This is a genomic window from Desulfosporosinus nitroreducens (assembly GCF_023897015.1).
Taxonomy (GTDB): domain Bacteria; phylum Bacillota; class Desulfitobacteriia; order Desulfitobacteriales; family Desulfitobacteriaceae; genus Desulfosporosinus; species Desulfosporosinus nitroreducens.
The window spans coordinates 50,312-62,417 of the sequence record NZ_JAMHFY010000028.1 but is presented as its reverse complement, the minus strand read 5'-3'; the positions used below and the strand labels follow the sequence as shown (position 1 = coordinate 62,417).

Here is a 12,106-nt window from a genome sequence, read left to right as displayed (position 1 = left end):
CACTATTTTTGCTTGCTCTTAGATACTCCTTTTCCACCCATCTTATCCATCCCTTTCTTCCAGGGATATTTCCCAATCGGGCATCCATTTTAATACATGAGGTTGGGTACAGATAGAGTGCAATTCTTCCGCGTCATCAATAGTAAATTGTCTTAATACAAGTCTTTCAGTTTCAATGTAAATATTCATTCTTAACCTTCCTCTATAAATCAGGTATCTAGACTTTAATTTTCTAAACACAGGGTCATAAAATAGTTCAGATGAACTTCCAGGGTTAATTGAACTACTAATTTTATTGCTTACTATTCTAGCAGGATATCCCAATGTCTCTAAACACTCACACTCTTTAGATTTTTGCTTTCATTTAATATGAAAGGGGTTTTCAAAATATCTATTAAAATTTTTCTGTTCTTTCTTGAGAGTATATCCACAAGCCAAATAAAATGCGTGTGCACCAGTTCTTGTTGCTCCTGATACTAATCGTACACCACAGGCACCTGTATCACGTGCCCAGTTCTCAACTTCATCCAAAAGCGTTTTACCAATACCTTTTCCTCTAAAATCCGCTGAAACAGCAATACCCATGATGTTCTTCAGATGTGGTGCATATAGCAAATCGTGATTGTTTGCGTGAATATATCCAACTATTTTGTCAGCAACTTTGGCTACATATAATTTATGGTTATTATCCCCAAGTAATCGTTCAAGTTGACCCTTTGTATCTTCTGCGGGGTAGTCATAACCCATTTCATTTTTATTAAGTAAAACTATATCTACATAATCCTGTATTTCACATTCTTTAATGATAATTTTCAAATTGACACCTCCAGAACAAATGCCTCTTCATGGTTAAGAGCAGGAAATCATGCTTAACCCTTTTTGCTTTAAGGCTTAAGGGCAACAAGAAATCTTTAAAAATTTCAACGCTGATTCAAGTGAGCATATATGGAAATATGTCAATTACATTCCCTTATCCCTAGAACAATAATCTCCCGCATATAAATCTATGCACCTTCGCCAAGTATCAGTTATTTGGGACGAAGGTTACGTTGTGCAATAAAGTTTGAGAACTCATACATTACTTCGGCTTATTTGGTAAGTCATAACATCTACAAGATGTGTCTTTTCTGGCTTAACCACAGTGGCATCCTTAATTTTTAGGTAACCTAAATCAGACCAAAATTTCTTCCCCCTAAAATTATCTTCAATCACGCCGACTCGAAAAGATTTTGATTCTAAAGTGGTTGCCCATTGAACTAATGCTTCATGAATCCGCTTACCTAATCCATTACCTCTTTCTTTTGGTTCAATAAGCAATAATCCAAGCATCCACTCCCCTTTAACTGAGAAATCCTTCACAATGTCAATAATTCCTACCAATTCATTTGTGTATTTATATATTCCTAAAGTGAATTTATCTTCATAGTTTTTACCAGGAGGTAGGGAGTTGAATATTTCTAACGCTTCCCTCTTTGAGGGTAATATTCCATCATGTAATAAATAATAATCCGAACATTTTCGGTTCAAAGTTTCAATCAATATTAGTTTATCTATTGTCAAAGATTCAATCCTGTAATCATTTTTTAGATTAAGGTTCACCATATCGTTTTTCTCCTATTTGATTCATTCAGGGCTTCTATATGCCTTTTCTGTAAGATACAAGAGTAAGCTTATCGTTTATAATCCTTGTCTCTCCTGTAAATCTATAACCTACTTTTTCATAACATTTGCGGTTAGTTGCCATATCTGCTGGACAATCAAGCTTCCAAGACTCTACTTCAGGAAATAGACCCTCAACAAAATTTAATGCTTTTTGCCCTACGCCTTTACATCTAGAACCCGTCAAACCGATTAATCTCATAAATTAAACTAAACGAAGAACTTACGGTATTCATCTTCGATAATGCCCATATAAATATCAGTTTCATAGTTTCCTTCAATACGTGCACCCTCTCGGTCAATACCCTCTTGAACAAATCCGCATTTTTCGTAACACCTTATTGCTCTTTTGTTATAATCCAAAACTCGCAAATACACTTTATGATATTTCATCCTGTTGAAGGCATAATCAAGTACCATCTTTGCAACTTCGGTTCCTATTCCCAACCCCCATTTAGACATCTCAAATATAGCAATTGAATATCTTACCTTATTGTCTTGTTTATATGGAGTTAGTGCTACTTCACCTATGCAGGAACCATCATACTCAAGAACCCATTTACATGGGTGCACAATTATTTTTTTATACCACTGATTGCCATCATCTAAGGTAAATTCATTTATACTATTCGTATCGCCGCTACACATTTTAACAAATTCGATGGGTGACCCAAATAAGATACGAGTAACAATGTCTTCTTTTTCAGGTTTTCTCAACAATACTCTTCCGCTTTTTAGCTCTGGAAGATTACCCATACTACTTTCACCTCATTTTAAATTGCATTGACCTACAGGGGCTTCAGCAGTGTCGGCCGATATTCCGAGAGTTTGCAACGCAGTCATGTCTAGCTATATACAAGCATAACAGCAGATGGACTTTAACTTTGTATACCATAAATTGCCTTCATCTAGAATTCAACAAATTTCAAAATATTCCTGCCAAATACTAGCTTCATAAAACAATAAACAGCAGAGCATATCAAAGTGTTCTAGTAAAAGAAATTATAAATTGATTTAATTCCAGTTCACAAATCCGTATGACTCAATACTTTAACATAATTTACTTTTTGATAACCTCGCTTTAAGGTTAATAAAAAGACCGTTAATTCAGTGAAAAATCAAATTGAATTACTCGACATTTTATGGGAATCATAGCTATGTAAAAGGTCATACTAGATTAAATGTTATAATCGAAATTTATTCTAAGGGAGGTGATTGCCCATGACAACAATGAACAAAATACCCAATAGATTAGCTAATGAAAAGTCTCCCTACTTGCTCCAACACGCATATAATCCAGTTAACTGGTATCCATGGAGCGAAGAGGCTTTTCGTATAGCGAAAACAGAGAATAAACCTGTTTTCTTATCTATTGGGTATTCGTAGTGTAGTTTATCGACTTGTCATTGGTGGCACTCAAGTTACTAGAACTAAATTGGAGAAAACGAACAGGTTCAGCATTTACTCCTGAACCCGTTCGTTTCTTATTTAACCCCATGCCTCACCCAACAGGCACTTGACCGTTTATTGTCCGTTGTAATTTAGAAAGAAATTTCATAAAGTTGGAAGAGAAAACATTTTACAGTCTCACAATTATGTGCATCAAAAAAGTCTGACAGGGTCGAAAGCTACCTTGACCGACTTTTACTCGTGATTGTAACCATAGAAAAATGAATTACATTATATATTTTGCTTCTTCTAGATTGGGATTTACATCTGAGTAAATATTATTTCTATTCGACTCTTTTGTTTGCTCAGTTGTTTTTTCAGTCGGCTTCAAGTAATTGTTTAGAGGTGGGGCGTCGAAAAGTGAATCATGCCCTAATTTAGCTACTGCGAAAGTAGTAAGTAACCCATAAACAATGTTACTGAAAACGTAAGAAAGGTTGCTAGCTGCATCCTTTGGCTTAACCTTATTTTTGGGGGCAATATTTGGAAGGACTGTAGCTATTGCTCCAATGGAAATTCCCGCCAGTATTCCTTTTGGTATAATTTTATCCCGCCCATTTTTCGACATATCACTAATTATATATTTGGCTCCTATAATGCTCACAGCAGAATTCATTATTACTCCCAGGATTTGTCCCCTCAAATTGCTAGCTTCCTTTTTTGAGACGAACATCCCTGCTGAAGCTTCCCTATATGACCTCTTAGAGATTTTTGCTCCACGAGAGACTCCGTCAACAAACATAATACCGGTTAAACCAATGAGCCCTGCAACAATTGCTAAGGTGTTTCTATCCTTAATTTTTTTCATGTTATGTTATTACCTCCCCTAAGTCAAACATTCTTTTGAGTTACATCTGAATAATATGTTTAACTAATGTCTTCTATTTTTTAGAAACTATTAATAGAATTCACTTTTGTTGAAGGGAATATTACAGGAAGTAATTGGATGGCTTTTGCAGAGAAATTTATAATTTTATAATTCTAAAAAAACAAGAAGCCAGAGCGTCAAAAACGTTCTGGCAAGACTTAAAGAATAATTGATGCACCCACACAACTTCATTTATGGAATCCTTCTGAATATCGATAAAAGTCAACCTGACCGATAAAGATTACATGGAGTCCATAACAGTATTTCTAAGGACTCTACTTAGTTCCTCCAGGCAAAAAGGCTTAGGTAAAGCCGCTTTGAATCCATACTTTTTAAAATCAGTCATAATAGCGTCGTTACAGTAGCCGCTGGAGGTTATGGCCTTGACCTGGGGATCGATTTTAGTGATCTCCTCTAGGGCCTGTCTGCCACCTGCTCCACCGGGGACGGTTAGATCGAAAATAACAGCATCATAGGGCTCGCCCCTCTCACTGGCTTCCTTGTAAAGAAGGATGGCTTCCTCTCCATCTGCAGCAAAGGAAGGTTCACAACTCAACTGGATAAGCATTCCCCCGATAACTTCTCGTATGGAGGCTTGATCATCCATAACCAAAATTTTGCCTTGCCCGAAAAGAAATGGCTCTATAGCCTTCTTCTCTGACAGAGCCATTCCCGGTAAGGCTGGAAGGTATACAGATACAGCTGTCCCTTGACCTGGTTCGGACTCAACCCTAATGTAACCATTGTGCCGCTTGACTATGGAATAAGAAGTAGCTAGTCCTAACCCGTTACCTTGAGCCTTTGTCGTAAAGTAAGGATCAAAAATCCTGTTCAACTGGTCTTTATGGATGCCAACGCCGTGATCTTCCACGGTTATCTTCAGATAGGGGCCTATATTTAATGGCAGTCCCTCTTCCTTTGTCAAGTATTTGTTCTCGCACCTCAAAGACACCGTTCCCCCATTGGGCATGGCCTGCTGGGCATTGATGACCAGATTATTCACCACCTGTCTGATATGTCCGCCATCAACCTCAACCATCCATAAATCATCGGACAATTCAAGTTCATGACGCACATTGGAACCCCTCATTGCAAAAATGACGGTATCATTAAGTAATGGAACAATGGAAATCACCTCTTTAAGGGGCTTCCCCCCTTTGGCAAAGGTCAACAGCTGCAAGGTTAAATCCGTTGACTGCTGGCAGGCTTTTTCTGCCTCTTCCAATAGTTCCAGGTTTTTTTCCTGCTTCAAATTCTTCATTTTAAATAACGAGATGTTGCCTAATATAACCGTCAGAAGATTGTTAAAGTCGTGGGCTATGCCCCCAGCCAAAATTCCCAAAGACTCCATCCTTTGGTAATTTACTTTATCTTCCTCATTCTTCTTCCGATCGGTAATGTCTTTGACTGCAAGAAAGCAAAGAGTGTCTTTTTCATCTTTCTCTTTCTCTTTATCTGCTATCCCTTCAACTAAAGCACAAAAAACTGTCCCATCATTCTTCCGGAGGTTCAGTTCGCATTCCTGCTTTGTATTAATTTGCCGCAGCAACTTGCAGTACAGAGAAAAAATGTGTTGGTGTTCATCGAGCACAAAGCTGGTAAAGACCTTACCCAATAAATTATCCTTCTCCACTCCGAATAGAGCAGCCCCAGTCCGGTTTACTTCCAGGATCAGGCCATTGGTCCCACAGGTAAAAAAACCCACAGGGGCAAAGTCATATAATTTCCTATATTTGTCCCGGGATAATTCGTTCTCCAGACCAACACGCTGCAATTCTTCATTTTGCATTGATAATTCGATTTGATGAACCTCCAGTTCCATATTCTCCGTTAAACCTTCTGCCGAAGTATTCCCGATAGCTCTGTTCTTTTGGTTTCTCAGTGCTTCTGCTTCCTGGCGCAATTTTACACCATCCATGCAATCACCAACCCCCTTATTTAAACATAACTAAATCAATTCTCCGTCTTAAAGATGACTAGGATTAAATCTTCAGATGGCTTTTTGCTGTTAATCCTGTGGGCATCGAGGTAAATCTTTTTATAGCCGACGCCTGGGAATTCATAATCCAAGAGGAAGCTTCGAAAAGATATCCCTTCAGCGATAATAGTGGTAAGTTTTTCCTCCAACTCGCGAATGTTCCATCGGCCTTCACTAAGTTGTGAAAGCAACATGCCTTCCGTTTCTAAAGGTGTCACCTGGAAAACGCGGTAAAAATCCAAGTTCGCTGTTAGAACCTTAAAATCACTGTCCAGCACCAGGAGGGGAAAGTCAATGGCCTCAATGATACTAAAGGCATAATCACGTCTGTCCCTCAGCTCAGTATTTAATAAATTTAGTGCCTTAAGTTTACTGATATTAACAAAAGAAACTACGACACCAGCCACCGTGTTTTCGGAGGTTCGGTAGGGCGTTAACCGCATCAGGTACCATACCCCCTCTAATGTTTCAACCTCCATCTCAATTTGGCCATATGTTTCCAGAATCCTCTGAGCTTCGCTGATAATATCCGTATTTCGGAGTTTTGTTACAAGGTGGGCTAGGGGACGACCAACATCAGAGGGAATGATGTTAACAAGCCTGGGGGCTAAAGGAGTATACCGCATAATGTTCAAATTACTATCCAGAAATATAAAGGCGATTTCTGTGCTGTTTAAAAGATTGGTCATATCGTCATTGGAGTGGGCCAGTTCATTCAGTTTATTTTGCAGTTCATTGTTAACGGTTACGACTTCCTCGTAGAGGGACTGCATTTCTTCTCGGGAAGTCTCCATCTCTTCATTGGAACTCTGTAATTCCTCATTTGCTGAGTGTAGTTCTTCGTTGGCCGCTGCTGTCTCCATGTAGGATAATTCAATCTCTTCGATCGTTCTGAATAGTTGAACCTTTGTACTTTTTAGCTCATTCTCTAGTTCGTCGATCCGCGTCATACTGTCGGACGAGCTGTCATCGTTGTTATTCAGCGGGGTATCTATGGGTAATGCAGAAACTTCCTCAAAGTTCACAAGGATCAAGCCCTGTAATGTTCCGGGTTCCTCAATCGGCCTAACACCAAAATTAAGCGTGACTTGGTCGTCATTGATTATCAACCTCACGCCTTCAATAGTAATATCTTCTTTTGTTTTAGCTACCTGACGAAGTACTGCCCTTAAACTATACCGCATTTCCTCCTTAACCATGGTCGCAATGTTCAGGCTAACTTCTCCAGTAGCTAGTTCAAAATATCTTCTACTACGTCCATTGATATAAATGATATCTCCCTTTTCATTAACGATAAAACAGGGCGGGGTATAGTTTTCTAACAACATCTTCTCTATAGAATTAATCATTCCTGATTTTTCTGATCCGACGATGCTTGTAAAATCCGCCCTTGCTTTGGCTGCCTTGATTATTGACGAATTGGGAAGAAAATTTGCCCAGAGTTTGGAAATGACATCCCGGCGTTTATATAACTTCCATTTGCTATTAAGCACAGTATAAAGGTTCGTGTTACTTCCAAAGGATTCGGAAGGGCCCAAAAAGAGTATTCCATTAGGTAGTAGGCTGAAATGAAAAAGATTGGAAATCCTTTTTTGCAAGGAATTTTCAAAATATATTAAAAGGTTTCGGCAGCTGATCATATCCACCTTAATGAAAGGCGGGTCTTTAATAAGATCATGAGAAGCAAAAATTATAGTTTCCCGGATTTCCTTCGAAATCCGGAATCGATTTTCTTCCAGCTTAAAAAAGCGTTTTAAGCGCTCAGGGTGTATATCATCCGCGATGCTTAAGGGATATAAGCCAGTCCTTGCCGTCAAAACGGCGTCTTCGTCAATATCTGTAGCGAATATCTGTAGAGTCATATTCTTCCGGACTTTGTTCATGCATTCCTGAATTATGATTGCCAGGGAGTAAACTTCTTCCCCGCTGGAACACCCGGGGATCCATATTCGTAAATTATATCCCTCCGGTTTATCCGCCAGTAAATCAGGAATCACTTGATTCTCCAAAACCTCGAAGGCTTCAGAGTCACGGAAAAAACGGGTTACGTTAATAAGTATCGCTTTGAAAAGAGTTTCCACTTCTGCAGCGTTTCGCTGCAAATAGCGAACATACTCCTCAATATCTTGAATATGGCAGACGCGCATCCTGCTTTCTATACGCCGGTAAATAGTCCCTTTTTTGTAAAGGGAAAAATCGTGGCTGTTGTGCATTTGGATAATGAAAAGCACTCTCTTTAGTATTTCTGAGTTCTTACTTAATTTTTCGTTCATACTCCGCGAAGCTTTTCGTTGCAACCACTTGCTATGCACAAGGAGCTGATCACTCATTTTCTCAATAGGTAGAATAAAATCTGCCAATTCCAAGACCGAGGCACTGCCAGCGGAATCAGCACAACCCGCTAAGCCCCCGTCCTGAACCATGACCATACCAAACTGTGCTTTAATTTCTTTTAAGCCCAGCGCTCCATCATGACTTATGCCTGAAAGAATAATACATATGGCATTTTCACCCTGGTCATAGGCCAGGGTGCTGAAAAAATAATCTAAAGGTTTTCGAGGATTAGAAAGGGGTTCCCGTAAATAAAAATTACCCCGTACAACTCCGGTATCTTTATCTTTCGGGCATATGAACACATGGTTGGGCATCATCTTCATATCGTCTTTCACAACTAAAACAGGCATAGATATGTATTCCTGCAGGATCTGAACCGTCATTTCGTGACGGCCGACAATAACAAAGGCCATCCCACAGTCGTCTGGCATATTTTTGAAAAAAGCTTTAAACGCCTTTCCCCCAACATCCGAGACTCCGATGCCCACAACTGGAAAACTATCGTTCAAGCTCATGTGATTTTGCACAAATTAACCTCTGTTCGTTCCGTATTTTAATATCTATATATATTGGACATTATTTGTATTTTACCTCTATTTTTCTTTAATTATCTTAAACACTTAAATACCAAATAAGTTGTCGCTCCCGGTTCCCCAGACCTTTCTCTGCATCGCATAAAAATACCCTACCCAACGGATACTAAAAGAATCTTATAATGAGGTGATTGTTTTGTTTTCTTTCTTTAAAAAACTATCTGGTGAAGAAGTTATTGATATTCTAGGAGCCTTCAATTTATGGAACGCCTTAAGAGCACGTTATGGAAGTATAGAAACCCTTCAGATGTATAGGAACTTTATCCATGACCGTGAGTTTGATCTTATGCTTAGTCGCTTCTTAAGTACCTTTATAAAGGAATCAAAGATATTGGAAGAGAAAGCAACCCACTATTCTGTAACCTTGCCCAAGAGACCCGCAGTGGATATCCGGATTGATAAAAAGCTTGATGAGCTTACAGATAGATATATTTACAGGAGAATCTATGAAGACCTAGTTACTCAAATGGTTGTCCTTGGTCGGTCTTATAGAACCACTACAAGTAATGATCAACTCCGTGAACTTTTCAAACATGCCCTGTTAGGCCACGCCTATCAATTTCAAATACTCTATAAGTTTGGTAAGTTAAAGAGCTGGGAGGACAATCCTCCGGCTTATAAGCCCTCCAAGCCAATTAAAACTGAAGATTTATCAATCAGTGAAGCTTTCCATCTCTGGGACCATTTAAACTTAAGATATGACCAGCTGGAATTAGTCATGTTCTCCATTAGTTTTGCCCATGACACAAGCTTTATTGCTGTCTTAGATATGGGCTTAATAATTATCAAAAAGCAAATCGAGAAACTTGAGGAACTGTGTCTAAACTATAGTGTCCAAGTACCTGAAAGGCCACCCGCTGAAATGGTGCAGCGCATAGATCCGGAAGCAATGGAAGATCAATTTATGTATAGAATTCTTCTCACAGGCCTTCAGAATTCTATTGACCTGCACATGAGGGCAGTAATGGAGACGGTAAGAAATGACAGCCTGCGCAAAACATTCATCGATTTATTTAAAGACGAGATGAGCTCGTATGATAAATTCCTAAAATACGGTAAAGCGAAAGGCTGGACAAAGACACCACCCACGTATGGAGCATTAGTATAGGTGAACGATTGCTCTTGAGACAATTAATACGCACGTGGTAAATATTATTCAAACTATAAGGCAGTTAAAAGCCTCAGAAAAGCACAGCAAAATCCGCCAGTTGAGCGGATTTTGCTGTGCTTGTTGTTCGGACGACTGCGTTCTCGACGTAACCTATAGTTCAAAACGTAACAAATTCATTTTATATGGAATATATTGGTGTTAATCCTAATTTCTTTTCTAAAATTCTACGCATTGAGTCTCAGTTAAATTGTTCCATTAGGTAATAACTGGAATCTCCCATGCTCCCTTTTGTTTAAAGGTTTTGAAATCGTTAACATCTTACTAAGATTAAAACTAGAGAAAGGAAGAATTCTATGGCGTCAATTTATATTTCTCCCACAGATAGTGTCTATATTTCACAATATTATCATAATACAAACTTTGGGGCTATCAATCAATTGTTTACAGGAGAATATCTTAGAACTACTAAGAATCGTTGTAAGCCTGATTCTTATAGAACATTACTGAAATTTCCCATTGATTTGCCTTGCTCAACTATAATATGTAGTGCTATTCTTTACCTTTTTATTAATAGAAAAGATAAATCTGATAATGAGCTCTCACCTCAAACAGTAACAATATACGAAAATGAAAATGATTTTAGCCAAGCGATTGTAACGTGGGACACGGCACCGAATACTGTCATTACCCCCTATTCCTTTAATGTAATTGATAGCAATGTAGGAACTTATATATCTATTGATATAACGAGTTTAGTTCAGGGCTGGAGCAATCTGTGTCATGAAAATTTTGGCATTACACTTATAGGTAAGGAAGGTAAGCCAAATACAATCATTGGTTACGAAAGTACAAATAATGTCAATCCGCCATATTTGCTCGTAAACTTTAGCTCATGTGCTGGAGTCACTGGGGCAACAGGCGCTACCGGCGCTACTGGCGCTGCTGGAGCTACCGGCGCTACCGGCGCTACTGGCGCTACTGGAGCTACTGGCGCTACTGGAGCTACTGGAGCTACTGGAGCTACCGGCGCTACTGGAGCTACCGGCGCTACTGGAGCTACTGGCGCTACCGGCGCTACTGGAGCTACTGGCGCTACCGGCGCTACTGGAGCTACCGGCACTACTGGAGCTACTGGAGCTACCGGCGCTACTGGAGCTGCTGGAGCTACTGGCGCTACCGGCGCTACTGGAGCTGCTGGAGCTACTGGCGCTACCGGCGCTACTGGAGCTGCTGGCGCTGCTGGAGCTACTGGCGCTACTGGAGCTACCGGCGCTACTGGAGCTACCGGCGCTACTGGCGCTGCTGGAGCTACTGGAGCTGCTGGCGCTACCGGCGCTACCGGCGCTACTGGCGCTACTGGCGCTACCGGCGCTACTGGCGCTGCTGGAGCTACTGGAGCTGCTGGCGCTACCGGTGCTACTGGAGCTGCTGGAGCTACTGGCGCTACTGGCGCTACTGGCGCGGGATTAGCAGAATTCGCCTATATTTATAATTTAGGTCTTCAAGTCGTACCTCTAGAAGCGGATATATTATTTAGTGATAACGGAGTAATTGTAGGTAGCATTGCCCATGCACCGGGAACAGCTCCAATTATACTTGGTACTGCCGGCACCTATGCTATATGGTTCAACGCTTCATGTAATGAATCAAACCAGTTTACTCTCTTCCAAAATGGCGGTCCCGTTGCTGGTGCCGTCTACGGCTCCGGGGCCGGCACTCAACCGAACCCAGGTATGGTAATTATCACAGCTAGCGCCGGTGATGTGTTAACCTTGAGAAACCATACTAGTGCAGCGGCGGTTACCCTACAGACTCTAGCAGGCGGAACTGTAAGCAACGCAGATGCCTCTATCTTGATCCAAAAAATAAGTTAGTTTTCTGACGGTCTTTGTTACTACGGCGCAAACTGTAGTCAGTCTTTATACCAGCGTCTTAACTATAGCTTAAAACTAGTCCTGTATATTTAGAAGGAGTCTTCAAACTTGAGGGCTCCAATATTTTGTATACAATCCCTAGTGTAATCTAATATTGATTCTTATCAACCCTGAAAATAGCTATTTGAAATTTAGCAATGCCTAATGAACTTTCTGCTCATTGCGTCCTAAGCAAAGACA

Annotated in this window: 9 protein-coding genes and 1 pseudogene; 3 read left to right on the top strand and 7 right to left on the bottom strand. The window is 40.1% G+C overall.

What is annotated here, in order from left to right; genetic code table 11:
* Positions 1-42: 42 nt before the first annotated feature.
* The 4 genes from M8E35_RS21925 to M8E35_RS21910 form a co-directional block, all read right to left on the bottom strand.
* Complete coding sequence (locus M8E35_RS21925) at positions 43-189, bottom strand: GNAT family N-acetyltransferase (protein WP_252472506.1); 147 nt, start codon at positions 187-189, stop codon at positions 43-45.
* A gap of 171 nt (positions 190-360) precedes the next feature.
* Positions 361-816, bottom strand: a complete 456-nt coding sequence (locus M8E35_RS21920) for a GNAT family N-acetyltransferase (RefSeq protein WP_252472505.1) — start codon at positions 814-816, stop codon at positions 361-363.
* A 255-nt stretch (positions 817-1,071) separates the two neighbouring features.
* Positions 1,072-1,602 (bottom strand): GNAT family N-acetyltransferase, encoded by a 531-nt coding sequence (locus M8E35_RS21915; RefSeq protein WP_252472503.1) that lies wholly within the window; start codon positions 1,600-1,602, stop codon positions 1,072-1,074.
* A 267-nt stretch (positions 1,603-1,869) separates the two neighbouring features.
* Complete coding sequence (locus tag M8E35_RS21910) at positions 1,870-2,415, bottom strand: GNAT family N-acetyltransferase (RefSeq protein WP_252472501.1); 546 nt, start codon at positions 2,413-2,415, stop codon at positions 1,870-1,872.
* A 465-nt stretch (positions 2,416-2,880) separates the two neighbouring features.
* Here M8E35_RS21910 and M8E35_RS21905 point away from each other — a divergent pair.
* A pseudogene (locus M8E35_RS21905) lies at positions 2,881-3,039 on the top strand (DUF255 domain-containing protein); the annotation flags it as partial.
* Positions 3,040-3,334: 295 nt separating this feature from the next.
* On the opposite strand, the gene M8E35_RS21900 reads toward M8E35_RS21905, so the two are convergent.
* The 3 genes from M8E35_RS21900 to M8E35_RS21890 form a co-directional block, all read right to left on the bottom strand.
* Entirely contained in the window at positions 3,335-3,916 is a 582-nt protein-coding gene (locus M8E35_RS21900) for a hypothetical protein (RefSeq protein ID WP_252472497.1), read from the bottom strand.
* 301 nt (positions 3,917-4,217) lie between these two features.
* The gene (locus tag M8E35_RS21895) at positions 4,218-5,894 is read right to left on the bottom strand and encodes a hybrid sensor histidine kinase/response regulator (RefSeq protein WP_252472495.1); all 1,677 of its coding nucleotides are present in this window, start codon (positions 5,892-5,894) and stop codon (positions 4,218-4,220) included.
* Between the two features lie 35 nt (positions 5,895-5,929).
* Positions 5,930-8,815 carry a CheR family methyltransferase gene (locus M8E35_RS21890; protein WP_252472493.1) on the bottom strand — a complete coding sequence of 962 codons (2,886 nt, stop codon included), beginning with the start codon at positions 8,813-8,815 and terminating at the stop codon, positions 5,930-5,932.
* A 202-nt stretch (positions 8,816-9,017) separates the two neighbouring features.
* Between M8E35_RS21890 and M8E35_RS21885 the strand changes: the two genes are divergently transcribed.
* Positions 9,018-9,989, top strand: a complete 972-nt coding sequence (locus M8E35_RS21885; protein WP_252472491.1) for a DUF3231 family protein — start codon at positions 9,018-9,020, stop codon at positions 9,987-9,989.
* A gap of 356 nt (positions 9,990-10,345) precedes the next feature.
* Positions 10,346-11,866 (top strand): DNRLRE domain-containing protein, encoded by a 1,521-nt coding sequence (locus tag M8E35_RS21880; RefSeq protein WP_252472489.1) that lies wholly within the window; start codon positions 10,346-10,348, stop codon positions 11,864-11,866.
* The last annotated feature ends 240 nt before the right edge of the window (positions 11,867-12,106 follow it).

Coding starts and splice junctions, on each gene's coding strand:
- M8E35_RS21925 (WP_252472506.1), bottom strand. CDS start 189: ATGAATATTTACATTGAAACTGAAAGACTTGTATTAAGACAATTTACT.
- M8E35_RS21915 (WP_252472503.1), bottom strand. CDS start 1,602: ATGGTGAACCTTAATCTAAAAAATGATTACAGGATTGAATCTTTGACA.
- M8E35_RS21910 (WP_252472501.1), bottom strand. CDS start 2,415: ATGGGTAATCTTCCAGAGCTAAAAAGCGGAAGAGTATTGTTGAGAAAA.
- M8E35_RS21900 (WP_252472497.1), bottom strand. CDS start 3,916: ATGAAAAAAATTAAGGATAGAAACACCTTAGCAATTGTTGCAGGGCTC.
- M8E35_RS21895 (WP_252472495.1), bottom strand. CDS start 5,894: ATGGATGGTGTAAAATTGCGCCAGGAAGCAGAAGCACTGAGAAACCAA.
- M8E35_RS21880 (WP_252472489.1), top strand. CDS start 10,346: ATGGCGTCAATTTATATTTCTCCCACAGATAGTGTCTATATTTCACAA.